Annotated in this window: 11 protein-coding genes; 3 read left to right on the top strand and 8 right to left on the bottom strand. The window is 65.0% G+C overall.

The window, feature by feature from the left end; translation table 11 throughout:
• Nucleotides 1-102: 102 nt before the first annotated feature.
• The 7 genes from PSUB009319_RS13180 to PSUB009319_RS13150 form a co-directional block, all read right to left on the bottom strand.
• Nucleotides 103-1008 carry a DUF1571 domain-containing protein gene (locus tag PSUB009319_RS13180; protein WP_124382683.1) on the bottom strand — a complete coding sequence of 302 codons (906 nt, stop codon included), beginning with the start codon at nt 1006-1008 and terminating at the stop codon, nt 103-105.
• A gap of 23 nt (nt 1009-1031) precedes the next feature.
• Nucleotides 1032-2771 (bottom strand): AMP-binding protein, encoded by a 1740-nt coding sequence (locus tag PSUB009319_RS13175; protein WP_124382682.1) that lies wholly within the window; start codon nt 2769-2771, stop codon nt 1032-1034.
• Nucleotides 2772-2872: 101 nt separating this feature from the next.
• On the bottom strand, nt 2873-4204 hold the full coding sequence (locus PSUB009319_RS13170) for an acetyl-CoA C-acetyltransferase (protein WP_124382681.1): 1332 nt from the start codon (nt 4202-4204) through the stop codon (nt 2873-2875).
• A gap of 4 nt (nt 4205-4208) precedes the next feature.
• Nucleotides 4209-5129: a MaoC/PaaZ C-terminal domain-containing protein gene (locus PSUB009319_RS13165; RefSeq protein ID WP_124382680.1), complete on the bottom strand. Its 921-nt coding sequence runs from the start codon at nt 5127-5129 to the stop codon at nt 4209-4211.
• Nucleotides 5130-5136: 7 nt separating this feature from the next.
• The gene (locus tag PSUB009319_RS13160) at nt 5137-6549 is read right to left on the bottom strand and encodes a 3-oxoacyl-ACP reductase (protein WP_124382679.1); all 1413 of its coding nucleotides are present in this window, start codon (nt 6547-6549) and stop codon (nt 5137-5139) included.
• A gap of 18 nt (nt 6550-6567) precedes the next feature.
• The gene (locus PSUB009319_RS13155) at nt 6568-9087 is read right to left on the bottom strand and encodes an acyl-CoA dehydrogenase (protein ID WP_124382678.1); all 2520 of its coding nucleotides are present in this window, start codon (nt 9085-9087) and stop codon (nt 6568-6570) included.
• A gap of 114 nt (nt 9088-9201) precedes the next feature.
• On the bottom strand, nt 9202-10236 hold the full coding sequence (locus tag PSUB009319_RS13150) for a TetR/AcrR family transcriptional regulator (RefSeq protein ID WP_124382677.1): 1035 nt from the start codon (nt 10234-10236) through the stop codon (nt 9202-9204).
• Between the two features lie 697 nt (nt 10237-10933).
• Between PSUB009319_RS13150 and PSUB009319_RS13145 the strand changes: the two genes are divergently transcribed.
• Nucleotides 10934-12607, top strand: a complete 1674-nt coding sequence (locus tag PSUB009319_RS13145; protein ID WP_124382676.1) for a DEAD/DEAH box helicase — start codon at nt 10934-10936, stop codon at nt 12605-12607.
• A 5-nt stretch (nt 12608-12612) separates the two neighbouring features.
• Nucleotides 12613-13647, top strand: a complete 1035-nt coding sequence (locus PSUB009319_RS13140) for a serine/threonine protein kinase (RefSeq protein WP_124382675.1) — start codon at nt 12613-12615, stop codon at nt 13645-13647.
• A 39-nt stretch (nt 13648-13686) separates the two neighbouring features.
• Here PSUB009319_RS13140 and PSUB009319_RS13135 read toward each other — a convergent pair whose 3' ends face one another.
• Nucleotides 13687-14592 carry a pirin family protein gene (locus tag PSUB009319_RS13135; RefSeq protein ID WP_124382674.1) on the bottom strand — a complete coding sequence of 302 codons (906 nt, stop codon included), beginning with the start codon at nt 14590-14592 and terminating at the stop codon, nt 13687-13689.
• Between the two features lie 152 nt (nt 14593-14744).
• On the opposite strand from PSUB009319_RS13135, the gene PSUB009319_RS13130 reads away from it, so the two are divergent.
• Nucleotides 14745-15662: a LysR family transcriptional regulator gene (locus tag PSUB009319_RS13130; protein ID WP_124382673.1), complete on the top strand. Its 918-nt coding sequence runs from the start codon at nt 14745-14747 to the stop codon at nt 15660-15662.
• Nucleotides 15663-15981 lie beyond the last annotated feature (319 nt).

Here is a 15981-nt window from a genome sequence, read left to right as displayed (position 1 = left end):
CCTCTAGCTTGTACGCACGCAACAAGGGGTTTCCCCTTAGTCGCGTTTCATACGGTCCGCAGGTCGCGGAGCCTTGGCCCACAAGGGTCTGCGGGCGGCGGTCTAGAATTTGTACTCCGGATTTTTGGGGTTGAAAGTCTGGTCGTTCCAAGTTTTGCGGGTCACGCTTTCAATGACGATTTTTTCGAGCTGGTTGCCCGACTCGTCCCATGCTTCTTCAACGCGCACCCACGGGTTCTTGAGGTCGAAATACAGGCGCACGCGCTTGGCGTAGAACGTGGGCGGGCCGCTGGGCGCATCCCAGGTCAGGCGCAGCATGCGTTCGCCGTCTTCGGTCACCATCTTGGCTTCGTTGAACTTGCCGCTGCCGCCGGTGGCCACGTGGGCGCGTCTGTCGCGCTCGACCGTATCAACGATGAACTGCAGCCCCAGCTCACGCGCTGTATGGTTCGATTGCGATTTGGCCAGCGATCCATCCAGCGCGCTCCAAATCGTCATGAAGCTGACGAGGCCGCCCAGGTGGCCGTACATCTCGTCGCGGCGCACGGTTTCGTCGTAGATGATTTCCTGACCGGCGTGCGCACCGCCCTTGAGCCAGCGCGCATAGACCTGACGCGGCGCGTTGCGGTAGCGGACGAGCATAAGCGCAGGCGGGCTCTGCCACTGATCTTTCACGCGCTCCTGGCGGCGCATGCGGTATTCGTACTCAGGCAGCTTGGCGACTTCGGCCTTTAACCAGCGCACCAGCGTTTCGGGCCGCATGGCCTGAGTCATGGCGAGGACGTCTTCGTCTGACCAGCCGGAGAAGGCGTTGGCGTGGACCTGACTGCCGAGCCACGCCGTCTGCCTGGCAATATCCATTGCCGCAAAGCTGGCGATTGCCGCCGATTGCGATGCGGCTGCCGGTGCGGAAGCGGCCGGTGCGGAAACATCCGAGGCGGCAGGCTGGGCCCAGGCGGGGGCGGCGCTGGCCAGGGCCGCGGCCAGGGCGAGGGTACGCAGTCGCATACAGGTCTCCTGCGTCGTTGTTGTTATTGGGACGCCTGCGCGCGGGCGCGCTTGATGTCGGGATCGGCGTCGCGCAGTTCGCGCCGCAGGATCTTGCCCACGGTCGATTTGGGCAGCTCCTCATGCCGGAACTCGACGATGCGCGGCACCTTGTAGCCGGTCAGGTGGGCCCGGCAGTGTTCAAGCAGCGCGGGCTCCGTCAGCGCGCCGGTACGCGGCACCACGATGATCTTCACGCGCTCACCGGCCACCGGGTCTGGCACGCCAATGGCCGCCACCTCCAGCACTTCGGGGTGCAGCGCGACCACGTCTTCGATCTCATTGGGGTACACGTTGAAGCCTGAGACCAGGATCATGTCTTTCTTGCGATCGATCAGGCGGATGAAGCCGTTGGTGTCCATCACGCCGATGTCGCCGGTGGAGAACCAGCCGTCGGCGTCGATGGACTTTGCGGTTTCGTCGGGACGCTGCCAGTAGCCGAGCATGACCTGGGGGCCGCGCACCTGCAGCTCGCCCGGTTCGCCCAGCGGCGCGATGGTGCCGTCGTCGCGTTTGAAACGCACTTCCGTGGACGGCGCCGGCAGCCCGATCGTGCCGCTGAACTCGGTCACGTGCGGCGGGTTCATCGACACGACCGGCGAGCATTCCGTCAGCCCGTAGCCTTCAACAATGGTGTGGCCCGTGACCTTCTTCCAACGTTCTGCAATCGCCCGCTGCACGGCCATGCCGCCGCCAATGGTGATCTTCATGGCAGAGAAATCGCGCTTGGCAAAGTCAGGGTCTTCCAGCAGCGCGTTGAACAACGTGTTGACGCCCGCAATACCCGAGAAACGCTCCTTGCGCAGGATGTACAGCACACGCTTGGTATCGCGCGGATTGGCGATCAGGATGTTGCGCCCGCCCAGCGTCATGAACATCAGCAGATTCACCGTGAGCGAGAAGATGTGATACAGCGGCAGCAGCGTAACGTTGGTTTCCACGCCGCCGTTGAGCATGCTCTTGGACCACTCTTCGGCCTGCAACAGGTTGGCGACGATGTTGCGATGGGTGAGCATCGCACCCTTGGCTACGCCCGTGGTGCCGCCGGTGTATTGCAGAAAGGCGATGTCTTCTGGTGCAAGTTGCACCGGCTGCACTGCACGCGAGCGCGCCACGGCCAGTGCATCGCGCAGCCAGACCGGCGAGGGCAGTTTGTAGGGTGGCACCTGCTTCTGCACGTTGCGCATCACAAAGTTCAGCGCGCGGCCCTTGAGGTTGAGCGCGCCGCCCATCAGGTCGCCAATACCGGTGATGACGATGTTGCGCACCTGGCTGCCGGGCAGTGCCTGCTCCAGCGTGCGCGCAAAATTCTCCAGCACGACGATGGTCTGCGCGCCGGAATCGCGCAACTGGTGTGCCAGCTCCGGCACCGTGTAGAGCGGGTTCACGTTGACGACGATGGCACCGGCGAGCAGCGTGCCGAACAGGCACACCGGATACTGCAGGCTGTTGGGCAGCATGATCGCCACGCGGTCACCCTTCTTCACGCCGCGCGATTGCAGCCATGCCGCAAACTGCCTGGCCTTGTGCTCGCACTCGTCGTACGTCATCTCGGTGCCGACACTCACATAGGCGACGCGGGTGCGGTACTTCTCCACCGATTCGCGAAACACCTCGGCCAGCGAGTGATAGCGCTCGGGGTTGATCTCTGCGGGCACGCCTTCGGGATACGACTTCAGCCAGATACGGTCGGTCAGATTGCTGCGGTCGGCAACGGTGTTCATGGTGTCTCCGTCCATGAAAGAGGCGGCGTGGTTTTGTTGTGTGCCGCGCGGGGTTTTATGAATCTTCAGATGCGGGCCGTTCCCGTTGTGGCCCGAACGGGTTAATGCGACATCGCTTCAGGGCGCTCCAGGATGGCCACCACGCCTTGTCCGCCGGCGGCACAGATCGACACCAAGCCCCGCCCGCTGCCGCGCTGCGCCAGCATCTTGGCCAGCGTGGCGACGATGCGCCCGCCCGTGGCGGCAAACGGATGGCCGGTGCCCAGCGAGCTGCCGTTCACGTTGAGCTTGCTGCGGTCGATGCTGCCCATGGGGGCGCTGCGGCCAAGCTTGTCTCGGCAGTACTCGGGCGATTCCCATGCGGCCAGCGTGCACAGCACCTGGGCGGCAAACGCTTCGTGGATCTCGTAGTAATCAAAGTCCTGCAGCGTGAGGCCCGCGCGCTGGAGCATGCGCGAGACGGCATAGGCGGGCGCCATCAGCAGCCCTTCGTTCTGTTCGGGCGAGCCACTGAAGAAATCGACGGCAGCCGTATCCGCGCAGGTCATGTAGGCGAGCACGGGCAGGTTGTGCGCACGCGCCCAGTCTTCGCTGGCGAGCAGCACACACGAGGCGCCATCGGTCAGCGGTGTGGAGTTGCCGGCGGTGAGCGTGCCGGCGGCGCTGCGGTCGAACACCGGTTGCAGCTTGGCGAGTTGCTCGATGGTGAGATTGCTGCGCAGGTTGTTGTCGCGGTCCAGCCCGAGGTGGGCGGTCATCAGATCGGTGAAGAAACCCCGTTCGTAGGCGGCCGTGAGGTTGTGGTGGCTGCGCAGGGAGAGGGCGTCCTGGTCTTCGCGGCGGATGCCCCAGCGTTTGGCCATCAGCTCGCAGTGTTCGCCCATGGAGAGCCCCGTGCGCGGCTCGCTGTTGCGCGGCAGCAGCGGCCGCACGAACATCGACGGCCGCAGCCCGGCCAGCGCCTTGATGCGCGCGCCGGTGGATTTTGCACGGTTGGCCTCCAGCAGGATCTTGCGCATCTTTTCGTTCAGGCCGACGGGCGCATCGGACGTGGTATCCGTGCCGCCCGCAACGCCCACGTCGATCTGCCCCAGTGCGATCTTGTTGGCGACGAGGATGGCGGCTTCCAGCCCCGTGCCGCACGCTTGCTGTATGTCGTATGCGGGCGTCTGCTTGGCGAGCGAGGTGGAGAGCACCGTCTCGCGCGTCAGGTTGAAATCGCGCGCGTGCTTGATGACCGCGCCAGCCACGACTTCATCCAGGCGCTGGCCGTGCAGGTTGAAGCGGTCAATCAGACCCTGCAGCGCGGCGGTCAGCATCTGCTGGTTCGACGCCGTGGCGTAGGCCGTGTTCGAACGGGCGAACGGAATGCGATTGCCCCCGAGGATGGCGACGCGGCGCACCTGCGCGCTTATGTGTCCATTAGCGAGCATGAATTCAGTCTCCCGGGTTTTCTTGTTGTGCGCGCGGCAGCGTCAGCATGCCGCGCAGATAGGGTTTGTCGCCGGTGGCGTTGCGCACTTCAAACGCGCGGCCCGGTGTTGCCTGTTCGGATTGCCACAGGGTGGCCGCGCCCGGCAATGACAGCGGCGTCTTGAACTCGGCAACCACTTCGCCTTGCGTCAGCGGTGCGGCCGGCAGCAGCGTCGCCAGCGCACGCGCCTTGGTCCACATGCCGTGTGCGATGGGGTGCGCAAAGCCGAACAGCTTCGCGCCGATGCTTGAGACGTGGATCGGGTTCCAGTCGCCCGACACGCGGGCATAGCGGCGGCCGGTGTCGGCGGGCGCATCCCAACGGCCATCTGGCGACAGGTCTTGCGCGCCCGGCAGCGTAATCAGCGGCGCACCCTGCGGCGACGGTACGCCCACGCGCAGGTAGGTCGACAGCGATTCCCACACCACTGCGCCAGCCCTGATGATGGCGGTTTCGATACCGAACGCCTGCCCCCGCGCATGGTGGAACAGCCGGCGCGGCCGCACCTCCACACGCACGCGCTCACCCACCTGCAAGCGCTGATGCTGGCCGATCGTGTTGCACAGGTGGACCAGGCCGATCACCGGATACGGAAACGCCGATTCCGTCATCAGCATGAGCTGCAGCGGAAAGCCCAGCAGATGCGGATACGTTATCGGCACGCCGTGCGCGGGCGAGAAGCCGCACACCGCCGCGTAATGCGCGATGTGTTCTGCGTCCAGTGGCACTTCCTGGCGCACGAGCGTGTGGCGCGGCAGCGGCCCGCCGCGCTTGCCCTTGCGTTGCGACAGCAGCGCGCGCCACGCCAGTGCTCCCGGCGATGGCGGCTCGGTCACCAGCGTCTGGGTCGCAATCATCGGAGCGGGCGGGGCCAGTGCGCGCATGGTCGTGTCAGGCCCCCAGCAGGCTTTGACCGCATACGCGCACGACGTTGCCCGTTACGCCATTCGATGCGGGGTTGGCAAACCAGCCAATCGTCTCGGCCACGTCGACGGGCTGGCCGCCCTGGCTCATCGCGTTCATGCGGCGACCAGCTTCGCGAATGGCGAACGGCACGGCAGCAGTCATCTGCGTTTCGATAAAACCTGGCGCAACCGCGTTGATGGTGATGCCGCGCTCCGCCAGCAACGCTGCGCCAGCTTGCACGAGGCCGATCACGCCCGCCTTGGACGTCGCATAGTTGGTCTGCCCCAGGTTGCCCGCAATGCCGCTGATGGACGACACGCAGACGATGGCTCCGCCCGCATGCAGCGCATCGGCCGCGAGCAATGCATCGTTGATGCGCAATTGCGCGGTGAGGTTGATGTCGAGCACGCTACGCCACGCGGGCCCGGTCATGCGGGCGATGGTTTTATCGCGCGTGATGCCAGCGTTGTGCACGAGGACGTCGATGCCGCCCAGCGCTGCGAGTTGCTGCGCGAGCAGGGCGGGCGTTTGCGGCGCCGCAATGTCATACGCCAACGCTTCACCGCCGATCTCTTGCGCGATGGCATTCAGCCCTTCCTGCGCGGCAGGCACATCCAGGCACAGCACGCGTGCGCCGTCACGTGCCAGCACATGCGCAATCGCCGCGCCGATACCGCGCGAGGCGCCCGTCACCAGTGCGGTGCGCCCGGCCAGGGGCTTCTGCCAATCCACGCAGACCGCTGCTGCGGCACGCACACGCACCACTTGCCCCGACACATAGGCCGAACGCGCTGACAGCAGAAAACGCAGCGTTGACGTGGCCACAGTCTCCGCACCTTCGGCCACATAGACGAGCTGCGCGGTGCAGCCACGCCGGACTTCCTTGCCCAGTGAGCGCGTCAGCCCTTCAAGCGCGCGTTGCGCAATGGCTGCCTCAGGCGTCTTGCAGCCTTCGGGCGGGCGTCCGATGACGACGACGCGGCCACACCGGCCAATGGCGCGCACGCCGTCGTGGAACACGTGGTACAGGGCATCGAGGCCGTCGACCGATGCAATGCCCGTTGCATCGAAGACGATGCCGCCGATGCGATCAAACGCCTCGCCGTCCGTGCCGGTGGGCGCGACAAAGCGGCCTGTGATCTGCCCGTGCCGGTTGGCGGCGCCGAGCCACTCCGGAGCGCTTTCATGAAATCGCGTCGGCACACCGATGTCGGTAAACAGCGCGGCGAGCGTTTCGCGCATGGAGCCCCCCGGTGCCGAGCCCACCAGGAACGGCCCGACAAATTCGGGCTCCCCTTGCACGTAACGGCGCAGCGGCACTGGCTGCGGTAGGCCAAGGTTGGCCGACAGCCACTTGCCGAAACCGGAGCCGACGAAATCGAGGTATTTGTCTTGCATCGTTGTGGTTGTCGCTGATTACGCCGCGCGGCGCTCGGCGGCCTGCAGCGCATCGAGCGCATCCTTGCGGCGTTGCAGGTCGGCCATCAGATTGAAGTCGGGCGGGAAGTCGTCCACGGCGACCGCGTGTTCCCCGTAGCGCGCGTAGTCACAGAGCTGTTTGCGTTCGGTCTCGTCGATGAGGTTTTGTGCGATGGCTTGCGCGGTCCACGCTTCAAAGTCGGGCAGGCTCTGCGGCACGGGTGGCAGCTTGCCTTCGCGGATGGCGGGTTTCAAGCGCTGTTCGATCGCATCCACCGCCGGTTGCAGACGCAAGGCTGCTTCGCCGTACGCAATGGGGTCGACTTCGGGCGTCGGGCAGTAAGAATCGGCCAGCAGGCGATCACGCGCGGCGCCGGGCGTCTGCATCAGCTCGGCCACCTGCGCGGCCAGTGCGTCCGACGGTCTGCCGAATCCCGACCCGGCGGATCCAAACGGGAAGATCAGTGCGCGCAGCAGCCCTGCGATGCCCGCGTTCGGGAAATTTGCCAGCACGCCGTCGAGCGCGTCATGCGCCTTGACCAATGCGTCCTGTACGGACCAATGCACCAGCGGCGCATCCTCTGCGGGGCGGCCTTCGTCTTCAAAGCGCTTGAGCGTGGAAGAAATCAAATACAGCTGCGAAAGAATGTCGCCCAGCCGGCCGGTGATGCCCTCGCGGCGCTTGAGTGTGCCGCCCAGCGTGAACATCGATACGTCGGACAGCAGCGCCAGCGCGGTCGAAAAGCGATTGACAGCCTGGTAGTAGCGCTGCATTTCGGGGGCGGTATTGCGCGGTGCCGGCGCCACGCGCGCACCCGAGAGCGCATGCAGGAATGCGCGCACCAGGTTGCCCGCGATGAAGGCGCCGTGGCCGAACAGCGCCGTGTCGAACGCGCGCAGCGTCTCGGGAGAATCAGTGCCCTGCGCGGCTGTCATCTCGCGCAGCACATACGGATGGCACCGGATCACGCCTTGCCCGAAGATGATCAGGCAGCGCGTCATGATATTTGCGCCTTCCACCGTGATAGCGATCGGCACCTGCTGATACGCACGCGCCAGGAAGTTGTTGGGCCCCATGCAGATGCCCTTGCCGCCCACGATGTCCATCGCATCGTTGACCACGTCGCGCGCGCGTTCGGTCACGTGGTACTTGGCAATGGCGGAGATGACCGAAGGCTTCTCGCCCAGGTCCACGGCCAGCGCAGACAAACGCCGCGCCGCATCCATCATGTACAGATTGCCGCCCATGCGGCCCAGCGCCTCCTGAATGCCCTCGAACTTGCCGATGGGTGTGCGGAACTGGCGACGCACAGCGGCATACGCGCCGGTGCTGCGCACGGCCAGCTTGGCCATCCCCACGTTGGACGACGGCAGCGAAATCGCGCGGCCCGCCGCCAGGCATTCCATCAGCATGCGCCAGCCACGACCCACTTGCGCCTGCCCGCCGATCACCCAGTCGATAGGGATGAACACATCCTTGCCCGAGTTCGGCCCATTCTGGAACACCGCGTTCAGCGGCCAATGGCGGCGGCCGATTTTCACGCCGGGGTGCTTGGTCGGGATGAGTGCGCAGGTGATGCCGGGCGCTTTATCGCTACCAAGCAAGCCATCCGGATCGACGGCGCGGAAGGCCAGGCCCAGCACCGTGGCAATGGGGCCAAGCGTGATGTAGCGCTTGCTCCAGGTCACGCGAAAGCCCAGCGTCTCGCGGCCCTCGTGCATGCCGTGGCAGACCACACCTACGTCGGGAATGGCGGCGGCGTCCGACCCGGCATACGCGTTGGTCAGCGCAAAGCAGGGAATCTCTTCTCCGCGAGCCAGACGTGGCAGGTAGTGGTTCTTCTGCGCCTCGGTGCCGTAGTGCAGCAGCAGCTCTGCCGGGCCGAGCGAGTTCGGCACCATGACCGACACGGCTGCGGCGGAGCAGCGCGTTGACAGCTTCATGATGACCTGCGAATGCGCATACGCCGAGAAGCCTTTGCCGCCGTATTCCTTCGGAATGATCATGCCCAGGAAGCCAGCGTGCTTGGCATAGGCCCACGCCTCGGGCGACAGGTCTTGCCAGATCTGGGTGCTCTCCCAATCATTGGCGAGGTCGCAGAGTTTTTCGGTTTCGACGTCGAGAAACGACTGTTCTTCCGGCGACAGGCGCGGCTGTGGCGAAGCGAGCAAGCGTGACCAGTCGGGCCGGCCGGAAAACAGTTCGGCATCCCACCATACGGTGCCCGCCTCAATGGCGTCGCGCTCCGTTTGTGACATCTCCGGCATGATCTTGCGGAACACTGCCAGCACGGGGCGCGTGATGAGTGCACGGCGCAGCGGTTTGAGCGCGAGCACCAGCGCTGGCAGCACAAACATGATGGCGAGAACCGTGGTCATGACCGGGCCTACCAGGCCAAGCCACGTACCGGCTGCCAGCCACACAGCGGTCGCGACCAGCCAGGCGAATGCCGAGGCTTCGATGCTGGCGAGCCCGAGCGCGCCGATGCAAAGCAGGACGATCCAGATCGTCGTCATGAAGGTCTCCATTCGATGCGTTCATGGGCCCGAGGTGCCGGGCATCCAGCGCTTGCTGAATACTCGAGCGACTCCCGTGCCTGCGCATGGCAGGCACGCGCCGTGTCTGGGTTGTCAGGCGCCGGGGCTGCGCCAGGGGCGCATCGGGTTGGCCGGGAAGATCGCGCGTGCTGCATTGCTGCGGCGGATGGCCAGGGCCCGGGTGCGCGCGGCGGGCGCGGGGTTGTCACCCTCGTCGTCGTGATGATCGTCGTGCTCGTCAACGGCATCGTCCGCACTGGCGCGTGCGACGGGGGTGCGGCCGAACAGATCGCCCGAGAACGGCGAGGCGGTGGCGGGCGTACTGCTGCGTTCGGGGCTGCGGCCGTTGCCGTGATCGGCCTGGCGACCAGAGCTGCCGTTGCCGCTGCCGTTGCCGCTGGGTGCATCGTCGGCCTGGGCCACGGGCGTGGGCACCTGGGCTTCGGCCAGTTCGACCACTTGGTCGAGCGCACCGGCCTCGCCGGGCAGCGGTGCGTTGAGCGTGGCCACCACCAGCGCGGTCAGGCGCGCCAGCAGTGCGGCGTCGTTCATCGGCTTGCCCTGCGTGAACATCGGCAGCAGGTTGTTGAGGTCGTCGCCGGCAAGTACGCCTGCGAGCGCCTTGAGCGAGAAGTGCAGGCGCCAGCCGAGCTCAGCGCGCGGGACGTGCGGCAGCGCGCACGAGAACGCCTCGAAGAATCGGCCGAACACTGGTGCGTAATGGCCGAGCAGATAGTTCTGCACGAATGGCGAGGTGTCGGAGTACACGCGGCCCATCAGCCGCAGGAACGCGGGGCCGCCGGTGTCGGGGTTGCGTGCCATCTGCAGTGCGGGCACAAACAGCGCGCCGAGCACGTGGTCGCAAGTGAGCTGCTCTTTGGTCCAGCGCTCTTCACATGCGGTGAGCAGCGCCAGCCGGCGCGTGTTGAGCGGATCCAGCCGGCGCCCGAGCACCGCCTGCATCAACGCTTCCTTGCTGCCGAAGTGATAGTTGACCGCTGCCAGGTTGACCTTGGCGCGCGCCGTAATCTGCCGCAGCGACATCGCCTCGTACCCGAACTCGATGAACAACAGTTCGGTGGCTTCCAGAATGCGGCCCTTGGTGTCTCCTGCTCCAGGACGTCCCATGTCTCCTACCTCGTTCTTTTAGGTCTGATATCGCGCCCGATTTGCTGCACTGCAGCGCTCGAACGTACGATTCAAACATGTGTATGGGGTTGCCCGGGCATGTTAGGAACAGACGTTTGAAAACGCCAAGCGCCCAATTCGAGCGCGCACTCTAGGCGAGAGAAGCTTGTCAAGCCAACGTATGAAACACGTGGCCTGGGAAGTGAGTGTGCGCAAACATCTTGAATACCGAAGGGCGGTTAGCGCCCCGGCGGCGGGGTCAGCCGGCTGGCTGAGGGGGGATTGGAGGCCACCAAAGAATGCGGCGGCGTTTTGTGCAAGGGTGCGGAGGTGGATCCCGCCCTGATCCGCGACCGGCTCGGCTGGGACCCTGCTGCGCACTTTTCTCCCCATCGTCCGCCATCTACCTGTCTACCTGATGTGGCACAAGGATGGGCGCTTGGCGCCCGCCGAAGTGGCGTTTCTGGCGCATTTCCGGCGATATATGGCGCGGTATTCGAGGCCGAGCGATTGGGCGATGTGGTAAATGCGCTGCTGGCGGCGTTGCGGGCGCCGGTGGGGTAAACCTGCATCCTGTTAAACTACCGCCCTTCTTGCAGTCCCCGGGGTCCAGTCGCCCCGTCACCTACCCAGGCTCTGTCCACGATTGGCGCACGAACGAATGCGCGGGACACGCCGGTTCAGTTTTTCTTTTTCCATGTCGTTTTCCGAACTCGGCTTGTCAGACAAGCTGGTACGTGCCGTGGCCGAACTCGGCTACGCAGAACCCACCCCAATTCAACGCCAGGCCATCCCCGCCATCCTCAAGGGCGGTGACCTGCTCGCCGGTGCACAGACCGGCACCGGCAAGACCGCCGGTTTCACGCTGCCGCTGCTGCATCGCCTGTCTGCCGTGCAGCCGAACAAGGTGCAAACGCCGCAAGGCATGCGTTTCCCCATTCGCGCGCTGGTGCTGACCCCCACGCGTGAACTCGCTGCGCAGGTGGAAGAGAGCGTGCGCGCCTATGGCAAATACCTGCCGCTGAAGTCGATGGTGATGTTCGGCGGCGTTGGCATCAACCCGCAGATCGATGCGCTCAAGCGCGGTGTCGATATCGTGGTGGCCACGCCGGGCCGCCTGCTGGACCATGTGGGCCAACGCACCATCGACCTGTCGCATATCGAGCTGCTGGTGCTGGACGAAGCCGATCGCATGCTCGACATGGGTTTCATCCACGACATCCGCAAGATCCTCAATATCCTGCCGGCCAAGCGCCAGAACCTGCTGTTCTCGGCCACGTTCTCGGACGACATCCGTGAACTGGCCGACCGCCTGCTCGACAAGCCGGCGCTGATTGAAGTCGCGCGCCGCAACACCACGGCCGAGACGGTTGAGCAGCGCATCTACCCGGTAGACCGCGAGCGCAAGCGCGAACTGCTCGCCAAGCTCGTGCGCGATAACGACTGGCACCAGGTGCTGGTGTTCACGCGCACCAAGCACGGCGCCAACCGCCTGGCCGAGCAGCTCACGCGTGACGGTATCTCGTCGCTGGCGATCCACGGTAACAAGAGCCAATCGGCGCGCACGCGTGCGCTGTCGGAATTCAAGGCCGGAACGCTGCGCGTGCTGGTTGCCACCGACATCGCCGCACGTGGTATCGACATCGACCAACTGCCGCACGTGGTCAACTTCGACTTGCCGAACGTGCCGGAAGACTACGTGCACCGCATCGGCCGCACGGGCCGCGCAGGTGCGCAGGGCGAGGCGATCTCGCTGGTCTGCGTGGATGAACACGGCCTGCTGCGCGACATCGAGCGCTTGATCAAGCGCGAACTGCCGCGCACCGTGCTGGAAGGTTTCGAGCCCGACCCGACCATCGCGGCGGAGCCGATTCCGAACGGACGCAACAACGCGCGTGGCCCGCGCCAGGGCGGCGCTCGCAACCAACAGCCGCGCCAAGCCAGCGGCAATGCGGCATCGCGCGAACCGCGTGCGCCACGTGAGCCGCGCGAACCGCGTCGTGAGTCGAGCGGCAATGGCAACGGTCAAACGCAAGGCCAGAGCCAGGGTCGCAATGGCGGCAACCGCCAGCGCCAGGCACAAGGCCAGCGCGACGGTCAGGCTGCACCGAAGCCGCGGAATGGAAATAATGCAGGCAACGGTGCGGGCAACGGTGCGGGCAACGGCGGTGGCAGCGGCAACGGTGGCGCCCAACCGCGCGGACGCGGCCAGCGGCAGGGCCAGGCCCAGGGCAACGGGCAGGGCGGTCAACGTCGTTCGTCGAACACGCAATCCGCGCAGCCCGCCCAGAAGACGGCACAATCGGCCAAGCAACCGTTCAACGGCCTGTTCGCCAAGGCCGCTGCGCTGCTCGGCGGCCGTAAAGCCTGACGTTCATGCAAGACGACGGCCGGCCCGCATTAGCTGAAGCGCCCTACGATGGCCTGACGCCCGACAGCATCCTCGATGCGCTGGCGCAGGTCGGGCTGATGCCGGATGGCCGCATGTTCGCGCTCAACAGCTACGAGAACCGCGTCTACCAGGTTGGCGTGGAAGACAGCGCGCCGGTGGTCGTCAAGTTCTACCGCCCCGGCCGCTGGAGCGACGCGCAGATCGTCGAGGAACACGCCTTTACGGCAGAACTTGCGGCTGCCGAGATTCCGGTGATCGCGCCGCTTGCAATCAACGGCCACACACTGCACGCGTTCGAGCGCTGGCACTTCGCGGTCTTCCCGCGCTGCGCCGGCCGCGTGCCCGCCATTGATCGTGATGACACGCTGGAATGGATGGGCCGTTTCCTTGGCCGCATTCATGCCGTGGGCGCGCAGCGGCCGTTCATGACTCGGCCCACACTCGACATCGATACCTTCGGCGTGCAGTCGCGTGACTGGCTGCTTGAACACGATTTCATCCCGCCTGATTTGCTGCCGGCCTGGCGCAGCGTGGCTGATGCCGCGCTCGACGGCGTGCGCCGCTGCTACGAGCGCGCGGGCAGTGTTTCGCTGCTGCGCCTGCATGGCGATTGCCACGCCTCCAACGTCCTCTGGATCGAAGAGAGTGACGCCAGGCAAGGCGACCCCTTGCGCAGCGCGGGCCCACACTTCGTCGACTTTGACGACAGCCGCACGGGTCCGGCAGTGCAGGACTTGTGGATGCTGCTCTCGGGCGATCGCGCGTCGATGCAAACGCAGCTCGCCAGCCTGCTGGCCGGCTATGAAGATTTCTGCGAATTCGATACGCGCGAGCTGTATCTGGTGGAAGCGTTACGCACGCTGCGCTTGCTGCACTACAGCGCGTGGCTGGCGCGTCGTTGGAATGATCCGGCGTTTCCTGCTGCGTTTCCGTGGTTCAACACGCAACGCTACTGGCAGGACCGGGTTTTGGAATTGCGCGAGCAGATCGCGCTGTTGGACGAACCGCCGCTCTGGTGAAACCGAGCGGCGGTTTTTCTTTAGGACTGCGTTGACGCTTTAGGCAAACTTGCCAGCCTGAAAGTCACGCACGGCCTGGAAGATTTCCTCCTGCGTGTTCATCACAAACGGGCCGTACTGCGCAATCGACTCATTCAGCGGCTTGCCCGCCACCACCAGGACGCGGGCCTGAGTATCGTCCGCGCGAATGATCACGCCATCGCTGCCTTCCGTGTTGGCCAGGATGGCCATCTGCTTGTCTTCCACGCGCTGCAGACTGGCGTTGCCCGGCGCCGGCGCATCGCCCACCAGCGCGCTACCGCGGAACACGTAGACGAACGCGTTGTGCCCGGTTGGCAACGGCTGCGCAAACGACGCACCTGCCGGCAGCGTGATGTCGAGATACAGCGGTTGCGTCGCCTCGCGTGTCATTGCACCCTGCACGCCGCGCGATTCACCGGCGATGACGCGCACGGTCACGCCGTCTTCTGTCGTGAACTCGGGAATCTCATTTGACGGAATGTCGCGGTACCACGGCGTCGTCATCTTGTCGCTGGCAGGCAGGTTCAGCCAGAGCTGGAAGCCTTCCATGACGCCATCTTCCTGTTCCGGCATTTCGGAGTGCACGACGCCGCTGCCGGCTGTCATCCACTGCACGCCGCCGTGTTGCAGCAGGCCTTCATGGCCAGCGCTGTCGCGGTGGCGCATGCGGCCCGCGATCATGTACGTCACCGTTTCGAAGCCGCGATGCGGGTGATCGGGAAAGCCGGCAAGGTAGTCGTTCGGATCATCGCTGCGAAACGCGTCCAGCATCAGGAACGGATCGAGCCGGCGTTGCAGGTTGTTCGTCAGCACGCGCGTGAGCTTCACGCCCGCGCCGTCCGAGGTGGCGCGCCCAGTGACGATGCGCTCCACGCCGCGGCCACGTTGCACTTGCTGCACTTGCGGTTGCACGAGGGTTTCCATGCGGTTCTCCTGAAATTCGGGATTTGTCATACCCCAAATGTAGGGTGATTGCCCCTTATGCACTAGACGGTTATTGTGGGAAAAAATGTTGCTCCCGGCGAGACAATGGCGAACGCGCGCCGGCAAGCACACCCATCGGAGGAGGAAACCACGTGGATCTGAACCAACTGGCGCTGTTTGTGCGCGTTGTTGAGGCGGGGAGCTTCACAGCAGCGGCGACGCGGCTGGATTTGCCCAAATCTTCCGTCAGCCGGGGCATTGCCGCGCTTGAACAGGATTTGAACGTACGGCTGTTACAACGCACCACGCGCACGCTACATCTGACGGATGCGGGCCAGAGCCTGTACCAGGTGGCGTCGCACGCACTGGAGGACATCGAGCGCGCCACGACCTGCGCGGGCGAGTTGCAGGACTTGCCGCGCGGCAAAGTGCGGATCACATCCTCCGAAGACGTTGGCCGCCTATTGGTCGCACCGGTGGCGGCGCGCTTCATGCAGCAGTACCCGGAGATCGATCTGGACGTGGTGCTCACGCCGCGCAATGTCGATCTCGTGCAGGAAGGTTTCGACCTCGCTGTCCGCGTCGGACGGCTGGCAGACAGTTCGCTCGTGGCGCGGTCGCTTGGCGTGTTGCGTATCGGCTTGTTCGCCTCGCCCGATTATCTGCAGCGTCGCGGCGCGCCGGAGACCGTGCAAGGGCTGGCAGACCACTGCTGCCTTGATTTTCGCGGCACCGGCCGTGGTGAAACGCAATGGCGCCTCGTCGGCCCCGATGGTCTGAAGACCGTTGCTACGCGTGCGCGCCTGAACGCCGACAGCCTCATCTACCTGGAAACGCTGATTGCTTCCGGCGCCGGCATCGGCCCGTTGCCGCTGTATGCGAGCGCTGTGGCGCGTGCCAATGCGCCGTTGCCGCGCCTTGTGCGCGTGCTGCCCGACTACGCCACCAGCGGAGAGCCGATCCATCTCGTCACGCCGTCTGCGCGGTTTGTGCCCAAGCGCGTTCGCTTGCTGATCGACATGCTGACCGAGTCGATTCGGCAAGAGCTGGAAAACGCCGATCCGACCTGACGCGTCAAGGCGCAGGACGTGGATTTATCAAATTTTGTCAGGATTGCTCCGGTTGCACGTTTCACGCGGCATGATGCGCCCCGCGTGTACCAGACCGGTACGCCTGAGTCTTCCTTGGCGTTACCCCCGTAAAGCGTTGCAGTGCTTCCCCCCGGTGCTCTGCGATGCGTCTGGCACATGTGACCTTTGGGTGTTTCTGATCCCGTCACGTTGCGAGAAACACCGCCGCCCGGACCTCGTTGTCCGGGCTTTTTTTGGTTCTTCGAACAATTCCGTGGGCCTGAATTGCCACATTCCGTATGCTGACGCCGACTAGGAC

The organism is Ralstonia sp. SET104, assembly GCF_003851545.1.
Taxonomy (GTDB): domain Bacteria; phylum Pseudomonadota; class Gammaproteobacteria; order Burkholderiales; family Burkholderiaceae; genus Ralstonia.
This window is presented reverse-complemented; position numbering and strand designations above follow the sequence as displayed.

What these genes read in the sequence shown, in the direction of transcription:
- PSUB009319_RS13165 (WP_124382680.1), bottom strand. Translation starts at nt 5,129, where the DNA reads ATGCGCGCACTGGCCCCGCCCGCTCCGATGATTGCGACCCAGACGCTG.
- PSUB009319_RS13145 (WP_124382676.1), top strand. Translation starts at nt 10,934, where the DNA reads ATGTCGTTTTCCGAACTCGGCTTGTCAGACAAGCTGGTACGTGCCGTG.
- PSUB009319_RS13180 (WP_124382683.1), bottom strand. Translation starts at nt 1,008, where the DNA reads ATGCGACTGCGTACCCTCGCCCTGGCCGCGGCCCTGGCCAGCGCCGCC.
- PSUB009319_RS13150 (WP_124382677.1), bottom strand. Translation starts at nt 10,236, where the DNA reads ATGGGACGTCCTGGAGCAGGAGACACCAAGGGCCGCATTCTGGAAGCC.
- PSUB009319_RS13175 (WP_124382682.1), bottom strand. Translation starts at nt 2,771, where the DNA reads ATGAACACCGTTGCCGACCGCAGCAATCTGACCGACCGTATCTGGCTG.
- PSUB009319_RS13170 (WP_124382681.1), bottom strand. Translation starts at nt 4,204, where the DNA reads ATGCTCGCTAATGGACACATAAGCGCGCAGGTGCGCCGCGTCGCCATC.
- PSUB009319_RS13140 (WP_124382675.1), top strand. Translation starts at nt 12,613, where the DNA reads ATGCAAGACGACGGCCGGCCCGCATTAGCTGAAGCGCCCTACGATGGC.
- PSUB009319_RS13155 (WP_124382678.1), bottom strand. Translation starts at nt 9,087, where the DNA reads ATGACGACGATCTGGATCGTCCTGCTTTGCATCGGCGCGCTCGGGCTC.
- PSUB009319_RS13135 (WP_124382674.1), bottom strand. Translation starts at nt 14,592, where the DNA reads ATGGAAACCCTCGTGCAACCGCAAGTGCAGCAAGTGCAACGTGGCCGC.
- PSUB009319_RS13160 (WP_124382679.1), bottom strand. Translation starts at nt 6,549, where the DNA reads ATGCAAGACAAATACCTCGATTTCGTCGGCTCCGGTTTCGGCAAGTGG.